Below are 24368 nucleotides of genomic sequence, written 5' to 3' on the forward strand. Positions count from 1 at the left end.
ACTGGCGTTTTGCATGGTCACAGAGCCTTTCGATAATGTACGCTAACCCGGATAGCAAGCAGGGTGACGAACTGCAACGAATAGCTTGCAAAGGGGGGTTCAATTTGTCGGGGTGAACTTATCTAGCGCGACGCTATCTGTCGCTAGCCTGCATCAGGCTATGAGGCGGGGGAGTTAATCTATGTCAAGGGTTCATTAGCTGCAGAAATCAAGGAGTAGGGTTAAAACGGATGAACCAAGAAAACTTAGCAAGTTTCATCTGGGGGGTTGCTGATCTTCTTCGCGGAACGCTAAAGCAGTCGCAGTATGGCCGCGTGATTTTGCCTTTCACACTACTGCGCCGCTTGGAGTGCGTTCTGGAGCCAACCCGCGACCGGGTGCTGGAGAAGGCTAAGGCTTACCATGACAAATCGGCAGCGATGCGTGATCGTATCCTGCGCAACGAAGCCGATCTGCAGTTCTATAATACTTCGCCGCTGCGGCTAGCCACTGTTTCCGAGACTCACACCCGGGAAGATCTCAACGATTATGTCCGCCACTTTAGCCCGGCGGCGCGAGAGGTCTTTGAGCATTTTCGCTTTGAGGAATTTCTTGAGCGCCTTGAGCACGGCGATGCTCTTTACCCGGTAGTACAGCGCTTTGCAGCTATTGATCTCAGTCCGCAGCGCTTGGACAACTTCTCCATGGGCGTGGTCTTTGAGGAGCTTATTCGCAAGTTTGCCGAGGCCTCCAACGAGACAGCTGGTGAGCACTTCACACCACGCGATGTTGTGCATCTGACCACCTCCCTGGTGTTCACCGGTCAGCAGGAGCGGCTCCGTCCCGGTGAGATAATCAAGGTCTACGATCCGGCAGCAGGCACCGGAGGTTTCTTATCCGAGGCGCAGAGCTACATCCAGCAGATTAGTGAAGGCGTTGATGTCTCTCTGCATGGCCAGGAACTCAACCCTGAGTCCTACGCCATCTGCAAGGCGGATATGCTTATCAAGAGCGAGCCGGTGGATAACATCACCCTGGGCAACACGCTCTCCGACGATCAGCACGAAGGGGAGCGCTTTGATTACCTGCTCGCCAATCCGCCGTTCGGGGTGGACTGGAAGGGTAGTCAGCGCGCAGTGAACGAAGAGCACGAGCAGAGAGGCTATGCCGGGCGTTTTGGTCCGGGGTTGCCAAGGGTCAATGATGGGGCACTACTCTTCCTTCTCCATCTGGTGAGCAAGATGCGCCAGGACCAGAGCAGTCAGTGGCCTTCGCGCATTGGCATCATTCTCAACGGCTCACCGCTTTTCACCGGTGGTGCCGGAAGCGGGGAATCGGAGATCCGGCGCTACCTGCTCGAGCGTGATTTTGTCGATGCCATAGTGGCCCTGCCCACTGACATGTTCTACAACACCGGCATCGCCACCTACGTCTGGATCCTATCCAACGCCAAGCCCGAAGAGCGCAAATACCACGTTCAGCTAATCAACGCCACTAAATATTACTCCAAGATGCGCAAGTCGCTCGGCAACAAGCGCCAGTACTTAGACGAGGAGGCTATCAAGGCTATTGTCCAGCTCTACGGGTGCTACGACGAGAATGAGGAGAGCCGAATCTTCCCCGTAGAGACCTTCGGCTACCGGCGGATTACCGTCGAGCGCCCGCTGCGTCTTAACTTCCAGGCCAGTGAGGAGCGCATTGCCCGGATTACGGAGCAGAAACCCATCCAGAAACTCGGTGAAGAGCAGCAGCAGGCGATCCTGGACGCCTGTCGGCAGCTCGATGGTGCCCTCTGTCAGGACCGGGAAGCTTTCAAGCAGCAACTCGATACGGCTCTCCAAAGGCAGGGCGTCAAGCTCAAAGCCAGCGAGCACAAGGCTGTGCTTGCCGCCCTGAGTGAGCGTGACCCGGAGGCGCCGGTCTGCCGTGACAATAGGGGGCGCGCCGAGCCGGATCCCGAGCTGCGCGATGCCGAGAACGTCCCCCTGACAGAATCTGTTGATGACTACTTCGCTCGTGAGGTGCAGCCTCACGTACCTGACGCCTGGATCGACACCAGCAAGAAGGACCCGCTTGATGGTGAGGTGGGCATCGTTGGATATGAGATCCCGTTCAACCGCTACTTCTACAAGTACGAACCACCGCGACCGCTCGAGGAGATTGATGCCGATCTGCGTGAGTGCACTGACCGAATCAAGCGGATGATTGAGGAGCTGTCGGCATGAGCTTTCCGGCGTATCCAGAGTACAAGGATTCGGGTGTTGAGTGGATTGGACTAGTGCCTAGTCATTGGTGGGTATGTGCACTTAAGCGGCTCGCCTCGATCTGCAATGGGCAGGACTATCAAAAAGTGAAAGTTGATAAAGGCGGCTACCCTGTTTTGGGGTCAGGCGGTGAGTTCGCTAGGGCTAGCGATTATTTGTATGCCGGCGAGTCAGTTCTCTTGGGGAGGAAGGGCACTATAGATAAGCCATTATATGTCAAGGGTCCATTTTGGACAGTAGACACCATGTTCTATACTGTGGTTAAAGATGGTGTAGATGCTGCATACCTTTATTACTACTCTACCATTTTTCCTTTTCGGCGCCTTTCGACGAATACAGCTCTTCCGAGCATGTCTCAGGAGGATCTTGCTAACCTTGGGGTCGCGGTGCCGAAACTAGAAGAGCAGAAAAATATATCGCGTTTCCTCGACCACGAAACCGCCCGCATCGACGCCCTGATTGAGGAGCAGCAGCGCCTGATCGAGTTGCTCAAGGAGAAGCGCCAGGCGGTGATATCCCATGCCGTCACCAAGGGCCTCGATCCGGATGTGCCGATGAAGGATTCCGGTGTGGAGTGGCTGGGGGAGGTGCCGGAGCATTGGAGTGTGGGAAAGGTCCGTTATTTTGCGAAGCTTGAATCCGGCCATACACCCAGTCGACAACGCCCCGAGCTATGGGTGAATTGCACAATACCATGGTTTTCGCTGGCGGATGTCTGGCAGATTCGTTCTGGCCAAGTTGGTGTCGTCAGAGACACAAAAGAAAAGATAAGCGAACAAGGTGTTAATAAATCCGGTGCACGACTTCTTCCTAGGGGTACAGTAATACTTTCTAGGACAGCATCTGTTGGATACGCTGGGATTATGGGCAGGCCAATGGCAACGACACAAGATTTTGCGAATTGGGTCTGCTGCAGCAAGCTGAAACCGTCGTTTTTATACTATGTTTTTAGGTCGATGTCTGGAGAGTTTAGCCGTCTTATGGTCGGGTCTACTCATAAGACAATATACATGCCCGACATAGAAAGTCTCAAGTGCGCGGTGCCGCCTAAATGTGAACAAGCTAAAATAGTTAGGCATCTAAAAAAGAAAACGAAAGAAACAGATGACCTGGTAATTCAATCTGAGAGATTAAATGAAATTCTTCGAGAACGCCGCTCAGCCCTGATCTCTGCCGCCGTCACCGGCAAGATCGACGTCCGCGACTGGACACCGCCTGCATCTAGCACGGAAGCGGAGCATGAAGGAGAAGGAGCGGTTACATGAGCTACGGCCGCAGCCTGCGCCTGTTCCTGGTGGATGACTCGCCGAACGGGCTGATCACCGCCGAGATCATGAACTGGACCGGTCATGTGCTGACCGGGCCGCGGAGCAAGCTCAGCGAGCTTATCCAGCGTCCGGAGTGCGCCCGCACGGGCGTCTACTTCCTAGTGGGTCCGGATCCGGATAACAGCCTGCGTCCGCTGGTCTACATCGGCGAGACCGATGATGTCGGTACTCGGCTCAAGCAGCACAACCGCCCTGAGGATAATGGCGGTAAGGATTTCTGGGAGAAGGTATGCCTGGTCACTAGCAAAGACCAGAATCTGACCAAGGCTCACGTCAAGCATCTTGAGAGTTTGCTCATCCAGAACGCCATCGATATCGGTCGATGCAGGCTGGCTAATGGTACGTCTAAAGAGTATGCCAACCTCCCGGAGGCCGATCGAGCTGATATGGCCTTCTTCCTCGATCAGATCCGCGTCGTCCTCCCGGTGCTTGGCTTCGACTTCCTGCGGGCCTCTGCCAAACCTTCGGCGCCTGAGGGGGTTGAAGAGCAATCGAAATCGGAGCCGTCACCGGAGTTTTATCTTGAAGTGCCTAAGCACGGCCTCAAAGCCCGTGGTAGGGAGTACGAGGGCGAATTTTACGTTTTATCTGGCTCTTTAGCCCGAGGGTCTTGGAAAGGGCCGAGCGGTGGTTACGAGGCACAGTTCCATCAACTCTGTGAGGACGGGGTCCTGGTTGATGACGGTGCGGGCCATCTGCAGTTCACACAGGATCAGACCTTCTCAAGCCCGAGTGCTGCGGCGGCGATTGTATCGGGCCGGACGGCCAATGGGCGTGTCGCTTGGAAGGTTGAGGGCACCCATGAGACCTATGCTGAATGGCAGGATCGGCAGGTGCAGGCTGCTCAGGAGGCTGCGGCATCGGCCAGTGATCAGAGAGTGAGCCCAAGCGATGGCGGATCCTAAAGAGCGTGCCTTCCAGCAAACCATTATCGACGAGCTTGCCGCCTCAGGGTGGCTGGTGGGCAGCGCCGATAAGTACGACCGCGAGCGCGCCCTTTATCCTGAGGATGTGATCGGCTATTTCCAAGAGGCGCATCCTGATCAGTGGGAGCGCTTCGCCAAGCACAACGCTCGTGGACCGGAGAAGGCTCTGCTCGATCACGTTGCCCGTGAACTAGATAAGGTCGGCACACTTGAGGTGCTGCGCCACGGCTTTCGCACCCCTGGGGCGAAGGTGGAACTGGCTACCTTCAAGCCCGACCATGCGATGAACCAAACCGTGCTTGAGCGCTACCGGCAGAACCGTTTGCGGGTCGTCCCCGAACTATCCTATTCGCCACATGCAAAAGAGGGCGAATACAACCCCCGCCTTGATCTAGCCCTATTCGTCAATGGACTACCAGTGGCCACCTCGGAACTTAAAAGCAAGTTTCAGCAATCGGTAGACCAGGCTATCCGGCAGTATAAGCATGACCGGCAGCCGAAGGCGAAGAGCAACGGCAAGCAGGAGCCGCTGCTTAAGTTAAAACGCGGCGCGCTGGTGCATTTCGCCGTCAGTCAGGATCAGGTGGCAATGACAACCCGCCTCCAGGGTAAGGCCACGAGCTTTCTCCCCTTTAACCGCGGCACTGCTGAGGGAGGGGCAGGTAATCCACCGTCTGAATCTGAGGATGCCTACGCCACTAGCTATCTTTGGCGTGAAGTGCTGCAGCCGGATAACTGGTTGCACATTCTCGGGCGCTTTCTACACCTGGAGCAAAAGACCCATGAGGATTTCCACGGGCGGCGGACTAAAAAAGAGGCCTTGATATTCCCCCGCTATCACCAGTGGAAGGTTGTTACGCGGTTGATCGAAGCAACGCGGCGCGAAGGTCCAGGGCGATGCTATCTGATCCAGCACAGTGCAGGCTCGGGCAAGAGTAACTCGATCGCCTGGAGCGCCCATCAGCTTGCCAGTCTATATAACGAGAATGGTGACAAGCTCTTCGACTCAGTGATCGTAGTCACTGACCGCAATGTGCTCGATCAGCAGCTACAGCAGACGATCTACCAGTTCGAGCACGCCAGCGGAGTTGTTCGCCCGATAACCGGAGGCGAAGGGACTAGCAAGTCGGAGCAGCTAGCTAAGGCTCTTAAGGAACGCACCCGGATCATCGTCGTGACCATCCAGACCTTCCCGGCGCTCTTTGATGCTTTGGATCGGCACAAGGATCTAGCCGCTGGCAAGTATGCTGTTATCGCCGATGAGGCTCACTCGTCGCAAACCGGAGCTTCGGCGCATAAGCTCAAGGCGCTGCTCGGTGTTGAGCGCAGTGAGGCTGAGGAGATAAGTGCCGAGGAGCTACTTGATGCAGCTCTAGCAGCGCGTGGCAGTTCGGATCGGATCAGCTACTACGCCTTTACGGCGACCCCCAAGGCTCGGACGCTGGAGATGTTCGGCCGCCCGCCTGATCCCTCCCGGGGCCCGGCCTCGGACAACCTGCCGGAACCCTTCCACGTCTACTCCATGCGCCAGGCTATCGAGGAGGGCTTCATCCTCGATGTCCTGCAGAACTACATCACCTACAAGACCGCTTTCCGGCTAGCCCATCCACGGGGAGAGGCGTATGAGGTCGATGCGCGTGAGGCCTCCTCTAAGATCGCTCGCTGGGTGCGGCTGCACGAATACAACATCGAGCAGAAGGTGGAGGTCATCGTCGAGCACTTCCGCGACCATGTCCGCCATCTGCTCGATGGTCAGGCCAAGGCCATGGTGGTCACCAGCAGTCGCCGTGAAGCGGTGCGCTACCAGCTTGCGATGCGCAAGTACATCGATCAGCAGGGCTATACCGATGTGCATCCCCTAGTGGCTTTTTCCGGGCAGGTAGAGCCGGACGAAGTGATTCCGCAGCCGGTAGATGAGCGCAGCAGCCTGCTCAACCCTGGGCTCAAGGCTCGCGATCATCGTGACGCCTTCGACACCGATGACTTTAACGTCATGATCGCAGCCAATAAATTTCAGACCGGTTTCGATCAGCCGAAACTATGTGCTATGTACGTCGATAAGCGGCTGCAGGGCGTTGACTGCGTTCAGACTCTGAGTCGGCTTAATCGCCCCTTCGAGGGTAAGGAGGGGAAGACCTTTATCCTTGATTTCGTCAATGACCCCGATGAGGTCCGCAAGGCCTTTGAGCCTTACTACAACACCGCTCAGCTTGAGGATGTCTCTGATGCACAGGTGGTATATGACCTAATGCGCAAGCTCAACGCGGCGCAGATCTATCAGTGGCAAGAGGTCGAGAACTTCGCCTATACCTTCTACGACCCCAAAGCTAAGGACTCTAAGCTCAATTACTGGGTTCGCCCCGCCCAGGATCGCTTTCAAAAGCGCTACCAGGCAGCTCTTGAAGATGTGCGCAACTGGGAGTCTGAGCGTAAGCGCGCCGAGCGCCAGGGCGATCAGGCCAGCCAGCAACGCGCTGAATATGAACTCAAGGAGGCTAACGAGACCAAGCAGGAGCTTGAGCTTTTCAAGAAGGATCTGAACAGCTTTGTGCGCATCTACGAGTTCCTCTCCCAGGTCATTAATTACAACGATCGCGACTTGGAGGCACTGGCAGTCTTCGGGCGCTACCTTGTGCCTTTGCTGCGTCTTGAGAGCATAGAAGAGGATAGTGTCGATGTCTCGGAACTGCAGCTGACCCATTATCGGATTCAGAAGCAAGCCGAGCATTCGCTCAAGCTCGGTGAGGAGCAGGGCGAATATGCGCTACGACCGGTGAGCGAGGTCGGCTCTGGAACAGCCCGTGAGCCAGAAAAGAAACAGCTCCAAGAGATTATCGACAAGCTCAACGAGCTATTCGGTCAGGATATAGCCGATGAGGATCAGCTGAACTGGGCGCGTGATCTAGCCACACGGGTTGGCCGGCATGAGCATGTGCGCCAACAGGTCGAGGCCTACGATATCGATCAAGTGATGCACGGGAGCCTGCCGAAGATCCTCGAGCAGATTGTCATAGATAGTATGCAAGAGCGGGAGGAGATGGCGACCAAGGTGCTTGAGAGTAACGAGAGCTTTGATGCGTTGGCTAGGTTGATCGTTAAGCTTATGAAGCAGGAGAAAGAAGAGTCTTTGTCATGAGTCACGGCGTCTGTTGTGCGGCAAATTGGTGCAAAACGGTACATTGCGTACAAGCTAGGATAGTATATTGCTTTTCAGGGGAGGGGCGGTAATTTATGAAATATAGTGTTTGGTTTTTTGTAGGGGTCTTCGCAGCATTGCTGCTCGCCGGATGCGCGTCTATTGTCCATGGTACAACACAGGATGTGGGGATATCTAGCAGTCCTTCAGGTGCTACGGTTTCGGCTAATGGAAAGCAACTCGGTAATACACCGGTCACAACAGAACTTGCTCGAAAAGACAATCACATAATTAAGATCGAGCTAGACGGCTACGAGCCATATGAGACTACGTTCACGAGAAGTGTAAGTGGGTGGGTGTGGGGGAACATCCTATTCGGCGGGTTGATTGGCCTTGCTGTTGACGCAGTCTCTGGCGGGCTATACAAATTGTCTCCTGAGCAACTTCACGCCGAACTGCGCTCGGAAGAAGTTGGCGAATGGGAAAAATCGCAAGACTTGTTCGTATTCGTAGTGCTCGAAGCTGAACCAGAGTGGGAGCGGGTCGGTACCTTACCAAAATCTAACTGAATACAGCCCGAAATTGCGCTCAGTTGACATTTGCGTCGCTACCTTTGAACTCTATCTCACTCCACAGCGTGGGTTGATAGACTGGTCCTAACAAGCGGGCACCTCGAAGAAAAAACTCTCTCGATTGGCCAATCTGCCGACAGTAAGAGCTACAGCAAGAGTTTTTTGAGGTGCCCTAAGGATGTGCAAATTAAAATCTCTGAGCCTTGAAAGCCTGATTGAAGTCATTGCATCTGGTTTTTTTGGTAAAACCAGGGCTTTTAAGGTGAGTCTCCGCTGCCCAGCCGTGATTGCCTGATAGCACAGCTACCAGGACAATCTAATATAACACAAAGGCACGTCAAATGATTATTTAACTTATTGATTGTTAAGATCATGACTGTGCACCTTGAAAGCTCTGATTCTCTGCAGCTAAGCGATGAAAGGATATCCGATATGAGAAAGACAAGAGTTCTTGCCGCCTTGCTCGCAAGCCCACTAGTACTTACATCAACATTAGCTAGCGCAGACCTTACCGGGCTATACGTTGGCGGTGGGTTAGGAGTTTTTGGGTCTTACGATTTTGAACATGAAACAAAGTTCGAGAGGGGCACGGCAACACAAACAAGAGTTGAGTATGATGGATATTCAGACTACCTAACAAATGCAGATTTGCTAGCTGGATATGGGGTGCAAGTAGATAGCTTTTATTTTGGAGGTGAGGTTGCATATAGCTTCGGCATGTCAGATGAAGATATATTAGATTATGATCGTGTTTTGAACGAAGACCCCGGCCATACAAATTCTGAAGCCGGAGATACTATAGATGAAAGATCAACAACAGTTGAAGCTGGCGACCCCAAGTTCAACAGGTTACCCCCTTTATGAACTCTTTTCAGGCCCCTTCCGTTCATGCGATTCAGTAACTTAACTGCTGTATAGCGCCGATTGCTTGTTGTGCCAAACTCTGCCGTAATAGGCTTTTTCAGCAGAATATAAGCGCGTATAATGTTGAGCCATGTTCATACGCGCTTCTCAATCCAATGGACACAAGTATCTGCGCCTGGTCGAGGGCTACCGAGATCAGAATGGGCGCACTCGTCATCGTCAAATCGCCCAACTCGGGCGTGCCGATCAGCCCGCAACCTACGACAAGATCCAAAGCCTAGCGAATAGCCTTAAGCAGCATACAGGGGCCGAAGGACTAGACCCTGCTAGCATCCATTTTGACCCGGCCCTTTCTTTGGGCCCTTCATGGCTGCTGACAGAACTTTGGCATGAGCTAGGCTTCGAGCAGCAACTACGCCAGGCGTTTCGCTCAGCTTACCGAGAATTCGACCTGGAGAAGGTGATTCGATTGCTGGTGTTCAACCGGCTGTGTGATCCGAGCAGCAAACTTGGCGTCATGCGCTGGCTGGAGCAGGTTTATCTGCCGGGGATAGACACTCAAAAGATCTACTATGAGCAGTTGCTGCGAGCCATGGATGCGCTTGTGGAGCAAAGCGAAGCAGTAGAGGAGACTAGCGCACGGCTTCTCAGACCGCTCCTAGATCAGGAGCTTAACGTAGTATTTTATGATATCACTAGCGTTCGCATACATGGGGAAACAGAACTCGGTAACGATCTGCGCCAGTACGGTAAGAGCAAGGATATCGCAGGAGTTGCCCGTCAATTCGCTCTAGGGGTGGTGCAAACCGCAGAGGGGCTGCCCATTGCACACGAGGTTTTTGAAGGCAATGTGGCGGAGACTCATACCCTTGCCCCGATGGTTCGCCGATTGCTCAGCCGCTGTAAGCTTGAACGTATAGTTGTGGTAGCTGACCGAGGGATGCTCAGCCTTGATAATGTCGATACTTTAGAAGCGCTTGCCGAACAGGAAGGCTTGGCTGTCGATTATATCCTCGCTGTACCTGGCCGCCGTTATACGGAATTTGAGGAGATCTTGGCGGAGGTGCACCCCCAGCTAGTTGAAGCAGCGAAGGCTAGCAACGCCGAATCGGTTACGCAAACCAGCTGGCAGGGCCGGCGCTTAGTGGTGGCGCACAATCAGCAGCGTGCGCAAGAGCAGACGCGTGTGCGCCGGCGCAAAATCGAACGTATTGATCAGATCGGCCAGGCACTAGCCGAGCGCCTCGATAAGCAAGATGCGGGCTGCCCTGGCCGTGGGCGGCGATCAACAGATCGCAGCGCACATCGACGTTTCCACCAAACTGTGCTGCGCCACAATATGAGCAGTATAGTAAAAGCTGACCTTGGGGATGAGCAGTTCAGCTACCACATTGATGAGCAGGCCTGGTCTGCGGCAGAGCGTATGGATGGCAAGCTGTTGTTAGTTACCAGCCTAAATGATTACCAAGCTCAGACTATAGTCGACCGCTACCGCTCCTTGGCTGATATCGAGCGCGGATTTCGGGCCTTGAAGAGCACCCTGCAGATCGCACCAGTGCATCACCGCTTGCCGGATCGAATTCGGGCTCACGCGCTGATCTGCTTTCTAGCCTTGATTCTATACCGTTTACTGCGCATGCGCCTTAAGGCCAATAAGTCAGAATATAGCGTCGAGCGCGCACTAGAAGCGCTGGAATCAGTGCAATGGCATAGGGTCAAGATAAACGGCGAGTCACATACCGGCGTTTCGGTTAGCAATCTGCAACGTAAGCTATTTAAAGATATGGAGGTGAAGCCGCCGAAACAAGCAACCACCGCCTAATGTTGTGCCAAGATTGATTTGCGCCCCCGGCGCATCAGGTGCTTATGGCTGTGGCTGTTGAAGTTGGGGGCGACGGGTATTCCATAGGTATTCGAACTGGTTATCTTGTTGCTTCCAGTTCAATGATTTATGCAAAAGTCTCATATCAAATGAGAAACTTTGAATATGAACATTCTAACTCATACGTTCCTGATGATGAGTTAGTATCCGGATCACTTTCTCAAGATGAAGACTTTTCTGGGCTTGGTATCGGCATAGGTGCTGAGCAACAGTTTGAACAGATACCCTTAGCATTACGTGTAGAAGCAATGCTAATTGAATATGATGATGAAGAAGTTGGAGATGAAATGCTTAATCGAACGTATGATGCAGATGATCCCTTTAAGACAGTAGATATTTCGGATGATGAAGGCTCTTCTGCTACACCCACTGAAGTAAATGTTAATCTTCAAGCAGTTTATAGGTTCTGATAATGCCTAAACAGTAGGCGATTATTGTTTGGTCTACCTTGTCAAAAAACCATGTGCGTGAGGAAGGGAGCGATCGCTCTGATTTAGAGCCTCGCTCCGCCTGTCGAGTCTTATAACGCATGTTTTTTTGAGCTGCGCAGGAAGTTGGTGGAGTTACATATAGTGTGGCAGCAGTACCGCTAGCTTTTTGGTACAGACGATGAAACAGTGCAGTTGCTCAATCGTACGTCGTGACTGTCACGCAGTAGCTGATATGTATAACTACGGCTACGTCATCTTGCCATCCCGCGAGATCCTGATTCTATCGCGCCGAAAGCGATACTCGCCTTTACCGCGAACGGCGACCCCAGCGGTCGCGCCTCTTTATGGTGGGTTTGGTGGGTTTCGTGGGATCTTTCCTCTGCAGAACTAAAATTTGTCAGTCAAAATCGTCTGACAGTTTAGAGTAGGGGGCTGGATTGATCCCACCAAACCCACCAGGATGTTCTTTGATGCCAGATTTAGTGTCGCTGATCGTGGTGCCTCGGCAGGGGGGGGTTCGAGGTCTCCTCTTGTTAGTGATTCCTCCTCCGATAGCTATGACCAAGTATTGGTAGTCCACATAAAAAATCGCCCACAGTGCCCCACCCGCAAAAATGCATCAGTGATGACAATCTGTCCAGGCTATTCTTGGCAAAGTAGTGCAAAATAGCGACTGGCATGAGGTCCACAGAGAGTCTTCATGCTAGCCAGATAATTATTATTGGCCATGTTCCAAGAGGGGAGAGTATGATGAACTATTTGTGTAAAAAAACTGCACTGCGCGTTTTTTGTGCGGCTGCCATGTCGTTGTTCTCTTTATGTTCATTTGCAGCGCCAAAATTTGATCAAGCACCTTACGGAGGGTTGCAGATAAGCTTTGTCGATGTCGATTATGGATGGAGGTCGGAGGAGGAGGCGAGTTTCACAACTGCCTTAGGCCGTTTAGGTATACATGCTAGCGAGCGTTTTGCAGCGGAAGTGAGGTTTGGAACAGGTGTAACAAAAGACTCAGTTGGTTATTACAACGCAGATGATGATGTCGATCTTGAAATCAAATATATACTGGGCGCATACGGCCTATGGCATGCTCATCTGGTTGACTTGTTTTCCGTATATGGACTCCTTGGCGTAACTAGAGCTGAAGCTGAGGCTTCTACGTCTGGGGGTTCATTGTCGGAGGAAGAGACCGGTTTCTCTTCAGGATTTGGCGCGGCTTTTTATTTTACCGATAGGGTCACGATTAACATCGAGTATATTAGCTACATCAATAGCAGCACATTCGATGTTGATGGTTTGAGTGGGGGCTTGTCTATGTTCTTCTAGTCGCGACTTGGAGCATGAAAGAGTCTACTTGGTTTAACCTTGGTGTTTTCAGCATACTGCCAGCAGCCTCCGACCGCAGACCGAGGTCTAGGGTCTGCAATGTCACAGGTTGGGCATGAAATGCCGCCGCCGAAGGACAAACGGGCGGCTATGAAGGGTGTCGCGTAAGTTATTGATTCTTCGTGTGCGCTCACGTGGAATCTGGAGCTACTCCAAGGGGTAGCCCTTCTTTGGGGACTGCCCAAGCCAAAAGGGGCGCTGAAGATGCCCTAAGTTCGAAGTGCGACGTCCTCAGGTAGAAGATGGGTGTAGCGTTGTAAAGTGCCCCAGCTCTCATGGAGCGTCAAGGCCCTAACTTCGTGAATTTGGTAACCTGCTTCAAACAGCCGAGGCGTACGGAGTGCGGGCTTCAGGGCCGCGTGGGCGCGGTTTGTCGAACCATTCTAGCAGCAGACGCATTTCTTCGGACGTCGGTCTTCGGTCTCGGATTTTGGAGCTGGAGGTGATGCGTGATTGACGGCACGTTTTGCGAGCGTTGGGAAGGGCTTGCGTGTCGAACTTGTAGTGCCATGCGTGCTGTGCGTAATCTAGCACGGTACCGAGGAAGATGAGGTCTTGGTTTACAGTCGAGCCGCCCGTGCCTGTCTTTCGGCGGGCGCGGGCGTAGTTGACGACGGCCTGCGTAGTAAGCTCGCACAGCGGTGTTTCGGCCAGCACCGTTTCGCATAGTGCCTCCAGTGCATAGCGCTTGGAGCGACCAAGCTTGCCCTCGAACTCTTCGAGGTAGTCCGTTACCAAGTCGGCAATGAATGAAGCTAGAATACTGATATGACAGGCAATCCCTTGAAACCAATACATGGGCCCTTGAGTGTGGCGCCGATGATGGATTGGACAACCACCCACGCCCGCTACTTTCTGCGTATACTTGCACCACGGGTGCGCCTCTATTCTGAGATGGTGCCAGTATTGGCCTTGTGGCATGGCGATCCGCAGCGTTTTCTCGACTATGACCCCGCGGAGCACCCAATCGCCCTGCAACTCGGGGGCAGTTCGCCTGAGCAGCTTGCCTACGGATCCAGGTTGGCAGCTCAGTGGTGTTACGATGAGGTAAACCTTAACGTTGGTTGCCCGAGTGGACGAGTAAGTGCCGGGCGTTTCGGTGCCTGTTTGATGCTCGAGCCGGAGTTAGTGGCCGAGTGTGTTCAGGCCCTCCACGAAGGGGGTATCCCGGTTACTGTAAAGACCCGCATCGGGGTCGATGATCACGATAGTTACGACTATCTGCATGACTTTATCGCCAGGCTTGCTGAGGCCGGCTGCAGTAATTTTATTGTCCATGCCCGCAAGGCCTGGTTGAGTGGCTTAAGCCCCAAGGAAAACCGCGAAATACCGCCGCTCGATTACCCTCGTGTTCACCGTCTCAAGCGTGACTTTCCCCATCTTGAGATCGTCCTCAACGGCGGCATAGCCAGTGAAGAGGTACTGCTTGAGCAGTTTGGATATGTCGATGGCGTCATGGTAGGCCGCGAGGCCTTTGCTAACCCCTACAGCATGGCCCTGTGGGAGTGCTCGATAATGGGTGGCGAGCCGCCAGCGCGGCGCGAGGCAGTAGAACAGTATCTACCCTATGTTGAAAGGCAGCGTCAGCTCGGGGTGCCTATGTCGCAGCTGGTAAAGGTGCTCATGGGGTTATACCGTGGCTGCAAGGGGGCGCGGCTGTGGCGGCGCCATCTTACCGAAGGCAGTCAACAACCGGGCGCCGGGCCTGAGGTGATTACTCAGGCGCTGCGCCAGGTGGAAAAGCATTAAAAGCGTCTCAACTTAACCAGTCTCAAGGGCGAGAGTTTCCAGTTCCCATTTCTGCTCGGTGCAGCGCAGCACGCTGCCCTGTTCATACCAGTCGCCGACAACGAAACGGGCCCCTGGGCCGGCAGTGGCGTCAAATCGATGGATATTGGGACGGTGGGTGTGGCCGTGAATGAGCCACTGAACATCGTATTTGGCCATTATCTCATCAACGGCCTGCGGCGATACATCCATGATCTCTTCGGTTAACTCGCTGTTGCGGCTTTTGCTCCGGTCGCGCGCCTCGCGTGCCTTGGCTAGGCGCTGCTCAATGCTCAAAGCGAGGAACTCTTGCTGCCAGCGCGGGTCTCGCACCATGGCGCGAAAATCTTGATACTCATGATCTTCAGTACAGAGACTGTCACCGTGGAGGATCAACGCTCGGTGGCCATGGATATCTACGATGCTCGGTTCGTCGAGCAGATGAGTGCCGGTTAGCTGACAAAATCGTTCACCGAGGAGGAAGTCACGATTGCCATGCATAATGTATACTGGCGCGCGGGTTGCTGCTCTGTTGAGCAGCTGAATAGTGGGTTCATCGCCGCTTATAGCATCATCCCCGATCCACGCCTCGAATAGATCGCCCAGGATGTAAATGGCCTCGGCATGGGGCGCTTCACGCTCAAGGAATCTCCCGAAGGTTTGGACGATGTCTGCTCGGGAAGGGTCGAGATGCAGATCGGCGATAAATAGAACTGGTTTAGCCATGCGGCGCTCCCTGGCAATGGATTTTACAAAGTCTGTAGAATAGTTTTTATGAAAGATAACACTGTGAAGACACGTTTTGCACCGAGCCCTACGGGAGCTCTCCACCTTGGTAACCTGCGGACTGCCCTGTTCAGCGCGTTATTAGCGCGCGGCCGCGGAGGTAAGTTCGTGCTGCGGATTGAGGATACCGACCGCGAGCGCTATAAGCCTGAGGCCGCCGAGGCCCTTATGGCCGATCTGCGCTGGGTCGGTCTGGATTGGCATGAGGGCCCCGAGCAGGGCGGTCCCGGCGGGCCGTATTATCAGTACGAGCGCAGCCACATCTATGCCGCTTACTACCATCAGCTCGAACAAAGCGCTAACGCCTATCCCTGCTTCTGTAGCGAGAAAGAACTAGAGATGGCGCGCCGGGCCCAGCGCGCCGCTGGCAAGCCGCCGCGCTATCCCGGTACTTGTGCCCGTTTGTCGGCTCAAGAGGTCGAGCGCAAGCGGGCCGAGGGTAAGCCCGAGACGCTGCGTTTTCGGGTCCCGCCCGGCGAGGAGATCTCATTCGTCGACGCGGTCCATGGTGAACAGCGCTTTCGCACCGACGACTTGGGTGATTTTATTATTCGCCGGGCTGATGGCACCGCAGCCTACCTGTTTACTAATTCGGTAGATGATGCCTTGATGGGGATCACTGATGTGCTGCGTGGTGACGATCATCTGACCAATACCCCACGCCAACTCTTGATCCTGCGGGCGCTTGATCTGCCTGCGCCACGCTATGCGCACATGGGGCTGATACTTGGTGATGATAGTGCCCCGCTATCCAAGCGCAACGGCAGTCGTTCTGTCGCCGATTTGGAGCAGTCCGGTTACTTGCCCGAGGCAGTTGCCAACTATTTGGCCCGGATTGGGCACGTTTATGAACAAGGCGAACAGCTACTTGATCTTGATGAGCTTGCCGCCGGTTTTGATCCGTCACGGTTGAGCACCGCGCCATCGCGTTTCGATCCTAACCACTTATTACACTGGCAGGAACTGGCTGTTCAAGCCGCAAGCCCGTTAAGGCTGCGGGCGTGGATGGGGATTGACGCGCTTACCCCGCCTGGCTACGCAGACGAACTAGTTAGCGCAATTCGGGCCAATGTGCGCTTTCCCGAAGAGGCTCGAGATTGGGCCAAAAGGGTGTTTGGGCCACCGCCAGAGCTTGATGACAAGGCCCATAAGGCTTTGGTCGAGGCGGGCGAGGGCTTTTTCGCTGCCGCAGCGGATTGTGCAGAACAAGGCTATAACCGCTATCAGGGGTTGACCGCGGCCATTAAAGAGCAGACCGGGGCCAAAGGTAAGGCCCTGTTTATGCCCCTGCGCGCTGCTTTGACGGGGCGCTGTAGCGGCCCTGAGTTGCAACCCCTAGTAGATCTTATGGGTGGTGAGCGAGTGGTAGAGCGTCTGCGGCGAGCAGCTCAGGTGGCTGCCGAAGATCATGGGCAAAGGGAGGAGTAATGCTCAGGATCCACAATAGCCTAAGTGGTGCCAAGGAGGTTTTTGAGCCAATCGAACCCGGTAAGGTGCGCATCTACGTCTGCGGCATGACCGTATATGACTACTGCCACTTGGGCCATGCTCGGGCCTTGGTGGTCTTCGATGCCATAGTGCGCTACCTGCGCTGGTTAGGCTATGAAGTCGTCTATGTCCGCAACATTACCGATATCGACGACAAGATCATCAAGCGTGCCGCCGAAAATGGCGAGTCGCTCAGCGATCTTACCTCCCGCTTTATCGCTGCCATGCATGAAGATTGTGCCGCGCTTGGGGTCGGTCCCCCGGACCATGAGCCAAGGGCGACAGAGTCTTTGCAATCGATGATCGAGCTAATCGGCCAGCTCATAGAGCGTGGCCATGCTTACGCTGCCGATAATGGCGATGTCTATTTCTCGGTGGCGAGTTTTGCCGATTACGGCAAGCTTTCCGGGCGCAGGCTTGAGGACCTGCGGGCCGGATCGCGCATAGAGCCGGATGAGGCGAAGAGTGATCCAGCTGACTTCGTCCTCTGGAAGGCGGCGAAGGAGGGCGAGCCGGCTTGGCCTTCGCCGTGGGGGGACGGGCGTCCGGGCTGGCATATTGAGTGCTCGGCTATGTCGCGTGATCTGCTCGGCGAGCACTTTGATATCCACGGTGGGGGCTTAGATCTGCAGTTTCCTCACCATGAGAATGAGATCGCCCAGAGTGAGTGCGCCTCGGGTAAGAAGTTCGTTAATTACTGGATTCACAACGGCCATGTGCGGGTCGGTGATGAGAAGATGGCCAAATCTCTGGGCAACTTCTACACCGTTCGGGATGTGCTCGCCGAGCATCCAGCCGAAGTGGTGCGCCTGTTTCTGCTCTCGAGCCATTACCGTAGCCCACTGAGCTATACTTTTGCGGCGCTCGACGAGGCAAAGGGCAGCCTTGAGCGGCTGTATAACGCCCTGCGCGATCTTGATGGTGACTGCTCCTCACCAGATAGGCAAAGCGAGTATAGTGAGCGCTTCCGGGCGGCGATGGATGATGATTTCAATACTCGTGAGGCGTTGGCTGTACTGTTTGAGCTGGCTCGTGAAGTAAATCGTCACCGTGAAGCGGGCGAAGCCGAACAGGCGCGTAACAAGGCCGGCGAGTTGCGTGAGTTGGGCAGCATACTGGGATTGCTGGAGCAGAGCCCGGAAGATTTTATGAAGGGCAGCTTCTCAGCTGAAGAGCGCGCGGCGATCGAAGACTTGATAGAGCAGCGTCAGCAAGCGCGCAAAGACCGCAACTTTGCCGAGGCCGATCGGATACGCGATCAGTTACATGAGCGTGGCATAGCCCTTGAAGATACGCCCCATGGGACTAAGTGGCGAAAAGAACAGTGAAGCCTGGTAATGGCTCTATAGTGATATTTGGGGTGGTTGCATGGATACGCTGACGGCTGTAGCGCTGGTGGTTGCTGTAGCGGCGACAGGTGTGGCGATCGTGGCTGCATGGCACGCGCTGGGCCTCACTGGCCGCATAAAGCGGGCCGAAAAGCGCATGGAAGGGCTAGAGGCAACTACGCAGCAGATATTGGAGCACTTTCAGGGGTTATCGGCAGGAGCGGTAGGCCAGGGTGAGCACCTGGCCAGGCTCGAACAGAATCTGGCGCGTCTGCGCCGCCGGCTTGATCAGGTGGCAGCAGCGGGTGGCTCCGACGGCGGGAGGTTTAACCAGGCTATACGGATGGCGCGCAAAGGGGCTGCAGCGCAGGAGATAGCTGAGACGTGCCAGATAAGCCAGGTCGAGGCCGACCTGGTGGTGTTACTGCATTCGCCTTCGAGTGGCGAAAAGTAGCAGATTGGCAGATGCAGAGGGGGCAAGGTTATACCAAATATATGCGTGGTATTCTTCTCGGCTCAGTCGTTTCGCTGGTTAACTTGGTCGCGCACCTCATTGGCGTGTGCAAAGAGGGTGCAGATTACCGCTTCTAACTCCTCAGGTAATTCATCCGGTGGGGTTATGTCCCCAAGTGCAGCTATAAGATCCAAGTCCCCGGCGAGCGGGATATCATATTCCTCGGCGCGTCGCACAATGTCCTCGCCGCGCGGGTTGTTGGTGGGCGCGATGCTGTGATCAGGCTTGTTCATGGATCATCCCTGCTGGGATCTCTACCGCGGGAGCAGTTTGATCTTGGTTTGGCCAGCCTTGCTGGACATTGATGCGCTGTTGGTCCAGCCCTTGTTCTGCCAGTTTTTGCCGTAGCTGCGGGATTCTAGCCTGTAAGGCGGCGACAGTCTTCGCGCAAGTGCTCCACCAGGCGCAGTCGATCGATTTGCCCTGCAGTAAAAGGGCAACATACATTGGTGCAGCGGCGGGCAAATCGAGGCTCGCATCTACAGTAAAAACCCGCTGAATCTCGTTGCTATCGGTTTCATTGGTATGCTGAGTTGTCTCTGCGCTGCTCCAGCGTATGCGCAGGCTCGCCGACCCCAGCCCATTATCGTCGCGTAGTGGTATCTCTAAGGACCAATCAGCCTGCTGGTTGAGGGCAAGACGGGTCTGGAGAGCGGTGATCCGCGCGAGGAAGGCCTCGGCACTATTTAGGATTGGGTCCTGCTGAGAAGGTGTTGCTTCCAGGGAGGGAGCGTGTGTAGCTCTCCTAGTGCTGGTGCTGGTGCTGGTGCTGGTGCTGGTGCTGGTGCGAATGTTGGTGCTGGAATTGGAGCCGGTGTCAGAGCGCATCGCCCTTATCCAGCGCAATAGTTGAGCCTTTTGGTCTTTGGCTAAATCTTCAGGGGTTTGAGTAGACGCTATGCGGTGCTCACAGAAAAGCCCGGAGTTGTAAAAGGCTTGGTTGAATGAACCGGGGTGCTGCAGGCTGTGCAGGGTAGGTAAGGAGCTGATGAAGTTGCTCTGCGCTACATCATAAGTACCAAGATTGCTTGTCATGGACTTAATCAGCTGCTTGACACTACCTTGACGGGGGATCGTCTGGCGCAGCGTTTGCTGCAGGGCGGGGCGCTGACCGAAGTGCTCTACTACCCTTAAGATCAAATCCTGGCGTATGTCCGCAACCTCGAGAAGCAATCTATCTCCATCGGCTACGATCGTCTCGGCGCGAGCCGGCAGGCGATTTTCGCCAAATACTAAAACTAGTCCATGGGGGGATTTGCGGACGTTGGCGATGAACCTCTGGCCCAGAGAAAAAGTCAGGGGCAATCGGCCTGTCATTTGCGGGAAACAGATTTGGATCTGATTAAGGCCGACCATTGTTAGTTAAGTTTCCCGCTTAATTGCTGTTGCATGGCATATGGCAAGGGGGTATTGATGCTTCCTCCTTGCTGATTTGGCTAATTATCGATCGCCTCTTCTATGGATGAGAAGGTTCTGGCCCAAGGTCCGAACCTGCGCACTTCATCTGGCAGTTGATTGATTTGCGTGTTGGCCGCTGTGCGGTCTTCGTGGCTGCCGTAAACCAATATGTACCACGGCTCTCCTTCTCGGCGGCTCTCAATGATTTGCGTATCTTCATTTAGGCCGTGCTCTTCGGCATAGTTGACTACAGAGTCGCGGTTTCTGGCGCCGAGCAGTTGGATGGTGAAGTGTTCACTGTTTTGCTCCTCAAGCCACTGGTTGGTGTCTTGATCCTCAGGGTCGTCTGCCTCTGCAGCCGCTAGTTGCTCTTGCTCGTCAGGTGCCGTTTCTTCTGTGGCTGCAGCCACTTCAGGGTCTTCATCTAATGGCTCAGCTTCGTCTTGCTGAAGTTCATGCTCATGGTCGTCCTCAGCGGCGATATCCTGGGTTTGCTCGTCTTCAGCCTCGGGTTCCTCATGGCCGGTCTCAGCAGCCTCCTCCTCCAGGGATGGGGAGTCATCCTGTAGGTCATCATCTACCTGGTCGGATTCTGTTTCTAAATCTGCGCGCAGCTCGCGGCTGAAGCTGTATTGGCTAGGCATGGTTAAATCGTAAGGCGCTTCTCCATCATCGCGAAGCGCTTCGGATTCACTATCCCCACCTTGCAGCGGCGTACCTTCGGGTGGTTCGGAGGTGTTTGCGGTGCCGTTTTCAGTCGGTGGTTGGGCGGTTATGTCAAGATCGGGTTCTGAAATGCTAAATATATCGGTGCCTGATACATACCATGCGGCGCCAGCGCAGAAGATAGCAGCCCCTGAGCCAGCGAGGAGTGGCCAGCGCAATCTTTTGTCTCCCTTCTTGATGGGTGAGGTGGCGCTAGGCAGATCATCATAGCGTTTTGCTAACCTGTCGCTCAGAGTGCGGTATGCATGATGATGTATTGCGGAGGGGTATCCATCTGAGTCATAGAAAATGGCCTGTTTTTCTTTTTTGCTCAATAGATCAGGTTCGGCACCAGCACTGGTTAGACGGTGTTCCAGGTAGGCGTCGGTCTGCTGCTCATTAAAGGGGAAGAGATGCGTTGTATGGATTCTCTCTTGTGGCAGCAGTGAATCTAGGCTTGTCCGGCCTTTGCGGGCTTTACCCTCTTGGTTCTGGTTGGTGGCAAGAACGATGCCGAAACCTTCACCACTCCGATCAAGTTCGCTCCACAGGCTTATGAGTTCGGAGCTAGTTTGCTCGGGCAGTTGTTCAGCATCATCGATGACTATTACCGGCCGGGTGCCGGCGCGTCTTGCCCCTTTTATTTTGTGTTTTATCTGCGATCTATCAATCGAAGTGGCGGCCAGCTCAGGGTCGTTTTCCATGCAGGCGCGCAGGTTGGCGAATAACTCTTCGGCGGTTGTTGTCGGGGCGGCCTGCATATAGGTCATCTGCAGCCCTGGGGGCTGGAGTTCAATCAGGCGCTGGAGGAAGGTTGTCTTGCCAAGGCCGGCGCTGGCACGTACGAATACAACCCTCTCTCCACTCTGCAGCAGGCTTAGGGCGACATTTAATTGGGTTATGCGGGCGGTATCCTCAAATTGAGGGAGCGGATCAGCAAACGGCTGACCGGTAAGCCCTAGGCGGTATAGCCCTTCTTCGGAAAATTTGAGTTCATTGCCTGGCTGTGTCGCCATAATTATCTTCCTGGCTTGAAGCCGGTTGGCACAGCTCTTAATGCGCCCAATCGGGGTAACATCACTTTAACAATTTCTTGGTCGCTTGTGATCATGTTCCGTGTGGTAAATTTTTCGACGGGAGGCATTGACACCACCGTGGCGGATAGCTATTATCTGCATCGCTTCAAGGCAATACGTCCCCATCGTCTAGACGGCCTAGGACACCACCCTTTCAAGGTGGCGACACGGGTTCGAATCCCGTTGGGGACGCCAACTCAAGCGAGGGGTTATCACCCCTCCACCTCATCAAACAAGACTCGTATCTAACACCTATCAAAAATAGCCCTGAGCGCGTCAGCCTGGGGCGCCCCAGCCTAACAATCACTCAGCTCGACACGATTTGATCTGTCTTGCTGATATTCATTGAGCTGATCGGCGAACTGCAAAGCGCAGAAACGCCGATATAACCTGTTGTTCGCCTGCAGCTCAGCGTGAGTTCCTTGCGCTTCGATCCTGCCGTGGTTGAAAACGATAATACGCTCCGCGGCCTTTACTGTTGCCAACCGATGGGCGATCACCACAGTAGTGCGGCCAGCCATAAGCCGCTGTAATGCTTGCTGGACAATTTGCTCGTTCTCCGGATCGAGGGCGCTGGTTGCCTCATCGAGCAGCAACAGCGCCGGGTTACGCAGCAAAGCCCGCGCTATAGCAATCCGCTGGCGCTGACCGCCGGAGAGTTGTACCCCATTCGGACCAAGCTCGGTGTCTAACCCTTGTGGCAAATCTCTTAAAAAATCGAGGGCGTTGGCATCTCGAGCAGCCTGTTCTACCTCCGTATCGCTCGCCCCCGGCTTACCATAGCGGATATTCTCGGCAGCGCTGCCAGTAAAGAGTACCGGCTCCTGTGCCACCAAGCCGGTACAGGCGCGCAGCTGGGAAGGATCAAGGTGGCGCAAATCAACGCCATCGAACCTTACAGCCCCCTTGTCGGGATCATGGAAGCGCAACATCAACTGTAACACCGTGCTTTTCCCGGCCCCGGAAGGCCCGACCAGGGCTACACGATGACCAGCCGGGACGGTGAAGCTAACATCCTGCAAAGCGGGTAGCTGAGGACGACCCGGATAGCTAAAGGTTACCTCGGCGAAGCTGACTTCACCGCGCGGCGGCCTAGCTAGCGGCACCGGATGGGCAGGCGCTTGGATCTGCGGCTCGGTGTCTATGAGTTCAAAGATACGGTCGGTAGCTCCTGCCGCGCGCAGGATTTCACCCGCGACCTCAGCAATAGATGCTATCGAACTGGCAGCCAATACGGCGTAAAAGACAAAGGCTGAAAGCTCACCAGGGCTCATCCTCCCGGCAAGAACTTCATGGCCTCCCTGCCAGAGAACGGCCCCAACTGCAGCAAAGACAAACAGCAATGCCACCCCGGTCAACCACGCACGCTGCCAGGTGCGCCTTATGGCGGTATTGAAAGCTTGCTCGACCCGTTCCGCGTAACGCCGCTGATCCTCCCTCTCATGACCGAAAGCCTGAACAGTGGTCATGGCGTGGAGCGACTCTCCGGCAAAACTACCGAGATCGGCAACGCGGCTCTGACTATCCCGGGATAGGCGGCGCACACGGCCACCGAACCACCATATCGGCAACATGATTAATGGGATGCCTATGACCACTAGGGAAGCAAGCTGTGGGCTAGTGACAAAGAGCAGCGTTAGGGCACCAACAAAGGTCAGTGTGTTACGCAGAGCGATGGAGATTGCTGACCCAAAAAGGTTCTGCAGTACAGTGGTGTCAGCCGTTAAGCGAGATTGGATCTCGCCTGCACCATTGCGCTCAAAAAAGTCCGGCTCCAAATTCAGCAGGCGGTTGTAGACTAGACTCCTTAAATCAGCAGCAAGGCGCTCACCAATCCAGGTGATTAAATAGTGGCGGCTTGCCGATGCAATTGCCAGTATCAGGATCATGCCCAGGGTTGCCACTAGGGCGCGATCAAGCATTTGCGCATCGCCCTCGGCGATCCCTTGATCAATTAGAAGGCGCAAACCTTGACCGATAGCCAGCACCCCGCCAGCGGCAATTAGCATCGCCGTCGCTGCAGCGGCGAGTCGCCAACGATACTGAGCGACCATGCGCGCTAAGCGCCAGGTGGTCGATTTTAACTGCACAGATAGACTCCTTGATGGCTCACTGGACTGCCTCCAAAACTACTATTGGGAACCTCTAAAAACTCCGCCGGCGCCACCATCCGCCCCGGTGTGGAGGACGCCGTAAATCCATCCCTGGAGGCTTCATGGCGCCATCCCTGGCGCCAAGACCTCCACACCGGTGCGGATGGTGGCGCCGGCGGAGTTTTTAGAGGCCACCTATTGTCACTACTGTTGTCAGGTGCAGATCCAATCTACTTGTTCGCGCCAAGCTTTAAGCCTTTTGAGCTCCAACTAGGTAGCCTAGCTTGCGTATTTTCCAGGGCTTCTGTCGGCTTCCGGTTAGCATCAAATTTCTCTCTCTTCCATCTGTCATTGTTTCCACTCTATCCCCTTCAGCACCAGAGGATGCAAATCTTCCATCAGATTAATGCTGTTGGGAATCTCGTGTTTTAGCTGTTGCCTCACGAGC

At 54.6% G+C, this 24368-nt stretch carries 19 protein-coding genes and 1 tRNA gene; 14 read left to right on the forward strand and 6 right to left on the reverse strand.

What is annotated here, in order from left to right:
• The first annotated feature begins 230 nt into the window (after window positions 1-230).
• From HH1059_RS04315 to HH1059_RS04355, 9 genes are all read left to right on the forward strand, one after another.
• A complete protein-coding gene (locus HH1059_RS04315) occupies window positions 231-2204 on the forward strand; it encodes a type I restriction-modification system subunit M (RefSeq protein WP_096408696.1) in 1974 nt (657 codons plus the stop codon).
• The gene (locus tag HH1059_RS04320; RefSeq protein ID WP_096408699.1) at window positions 2201-3508 is read left to right on the forward strand and encodes a restriction endonuclease subunit S; all 1308 of its coding nucleotides are present in this window, start codon (window positions 2201-2203) and stop codon (window positions 3506-3508) included. The genes HH1059_RS04315 and HH1059_RS04320 overlap by 4 nt, the downstream gene beginning before the upstream one ends.
• On the forward strand, window positions 3505-4476 hold the full coding sequence (locus HH1059_RS04325; RefSeq protein ID WP_096408701.1) for a GIY-YIG nuclease family protein: 972 nt from the start codon (window positions 3505-3507) through the stop codon (window positions 4474-4476). Before HH1059_RS04320 ends, HH1059_RS04325 begins: the two co-directional genes overlap by 4 nt.
• The gene (locus HH1059_RS04330) at window positions 4463-7633 is read left to right on the forward strand and encodes a type I restriction endonuclease subunit R (RefSeq protein WP_096408704.1); all 3171 of its coding nucleotides are present in this window, start codon (window positions 4463-4465) and stop codon (window positions 7631-7633) included. The genes HH1059_RS04325 and HH1059_RS04330 overlap by 14 nt, the downstream gene beginning before the upstream one ends.
• A gap of 95 nt (window positions 7634-7728) precedes the next feature.
• Window positions 7729-8202, forward strand: coding sequence for a PEGA domain-containing protein (locus HH1059_RS04335; protein ID WP_096408706.1), 474 nt, complete (start codon window positions 7729-7731; stop codon window positions 8200-8202).
• Window positions 8203-8637: 435 nt separating this feature from the next.
• On the forward strand, window positions 8638-9069 hold the full coding sequence (locus HH1059_RS04340; protein WP_162549354.1) for a hypothetical protein: 432 nt from the start codon (window positions 8638-8640) through the stop codon (window positions 9067-9069).
• Between the two features lie 130 nt (window positions 9070-9199).
• On the forward strand, window positions 9200-10891 hold the full coding sequence (locus HH1059_RS04345; RefSeq protein ID WP_096408712.1) for an IS1634 family transposase: 1692 nt from the start codon (window positions 9200-9202) through the stop codon (window positions 10889-10891).
• Window positions 10892-10941: 50 nt separating this feature from the next.
• The gene (locus HH1059_RS04350; protein WP_162549355.1) at window positions 10942-11361 is read left to right on the forward strand and encodes a hypothetical protein; all 420 of its coding nucleotides are present in this window, start codon (window positions 10942-10944) and stop codon (window positions 11359-11361) included.
• A gap of 768 nt (window positions 11362-12129) precedes the next feature.
• Window positions 12130-12705, forward strand: coding sequence for a porin family protein (locus HH1059_RS04355; protein WP_162549356.1), 576 nt, complete (start codon window positions 12130-12132; stop codon window positions 12703-12705).
• Between the two features lie 378 nt (window positions 12706-13083).
• Here the strand turns inward: HH1059_RS04355 and HH1059_RS04360 are convergent, their stop codons facing one another.
• Window positions 13084-13563, reverse strand: coding sequence for a hypothetical protein (locus HH1059_RS04360; RefSeq protein WP_162549357.1), 480 nt, complete (start codon window positions 13561-13563; stop codon window positions 13084-13086).
• On the opposite strand from HH1059_RS04360, the gene dusA reads away from it, so the two are divergent.
• Window positions 13534-14514, forward strand: coding sequence for a tRNA dihydrouridine(20/20a) synthase DusA (gene dusA, locus HH1059_RS04365; protein ID WP_096408722.1), 981 nt, complete (start codon window positions 13534-13536; stop codon window positions 14512-14514). The genes HH1059_RS04360 and dusA overlap by 30 nt on opposite strands.
• A gap of 12 nt (window positions 14515-14526) precedes the next feature.
• Here the strand turns inward: dusA and HH1059_RS04370 are convergent, their stop codons facing one another.
• Window positions 14527-15258, reverse strand: coding sequence for a UDP-2,3-diacylglucosamine diphosphatase (locus HH1059_RS04370; protein WP_096408725.1), 732 nt, complete (start codon window positions 15256-15258; stop codon window positions 14527-14529).
• 48 nt (window positions 15259-15306) lie between these two features.
• Here HH1059_RS04370 and gltX point away from each other — a divergent pair, with 48 nt between their 5' ends.
• From gltX to HH1059_RS04385, 3 genes are read left to right on the forward strand one after another with little or no spacing between them, the layout of a single operon-like run.
• Window positions 15307-16746 (forward strand): glutamate--tRNA ligase, encoded by a 1440-nt coding sequence (gene gltX, locus HH1059_RS04375; protein ID WP_096408727.1) that lies wholly within the window; start codon window positions 15307-15309, stop codon window positions 16744-16746.
• A complete protein-coding gene (gene cysS / locus HH1059_RS04380; RefSeq protein ID WP_096408730.1) occupies window positions 16746-18134 on the forward strand; it encodes a cysteine--tRNA ligase in 1389 nt (462 codons plus the stop codon). Before gltX ends, cysS begins: the two co-directional genes overlap by 1 nt.
• 40 nt (window positions 18135-18174) lie before the next feature.
• Window positions 18175-18588 carry a DUF2802 domain-containing protein gene (locus tag HH1059_RS04385; RefSeq protein ID WP_096408732.1) on the forward strand — a complete coding sequence of 138 codons (414 nt, stop codon included), beginning with the start codon at window positions 18175-18177 and terminating at the stop codon, window positions 18586-18588.
• Window positions 18589-18650: 62 nt separating this feature from the next.
• Here HH1059_RS04385 and HH1059_RS04390 read toward each other — a convergent pair whose 3' ends face one another.
• From HH1059_RS04390 to HH1059_RS04400, 3 genes are all read right to left on the reverse strand, one after another.
• Window positions 18651-18881: a hypothetical protein gene (locus tag HH1059_RS04390; RefSeq protein ID WP_096408735.1), complete on the reverse strand. Its 231-nt coding sequence runs from the start codon at window positions 18879-18881 to the stop codon at window positions 18651-18653.
• Complete coding sequence (gene fliK / locus HH1059_RS04395; RefSeq protein WP_096408737.1) at window positions 18868-20004, reverse strand: flagellar hook-length control protein FliK; 1137 nt, start codon at window positions 20002-20004, stop codon at window positions 18868-18870. The genes HH1059_RS04390 and fliK overlap by 14 nt, the downstream gene beginning before the upstream one ends.
• Window positions 20005-20084: 80 nt before the next feature.
• Entirely contained in the window at window positions 20085-21767 is a 1683-nt protein-coding gene (locus HH1059_RS04400) for an AAA family ATPase (protein ID WP_096408740.1), read from the reverse strand.
• 178 nt (window positions 21768-21945) lie between these two features.
• Between HH1059_RS04400 and HH1059_RS04405 the strand changes: the two genes are divergently transcribed.
• Window positions 21946-22022 (forward strand) — tRNA-Glu (locus HH1059_RS04405).
• A gap of 101 nt (window positions 22023-22123) precedes the next feature.
• Here the strand turns inward: HH1059_RS04405 and HH1059_RS04410 are convergent.
• The gene (locus HH1059_RS04410; protein WP_231902019.1) at window positions 22124-23917 is read right to left on the reverse strand and encodes an ABC transporter transmembrane domain-containing protein; all 1794 of its coding nucleotides are present in this window, start codon (window positions 23915-23917) and stop codon (window positions 22124-22126) included.
• Window positions 23918-24368 lie beyond the last annotated feature (451 nt).

This window comes from Halorhodospira halochloris, assembly GCF_002356555.2.
GTDB lineage: Bacteria > Pseudomonadota > Gammaproteobacteria > Nitrococcales > Halorhodospiraceae > Halorhodospira > Halorhodospira halochloris.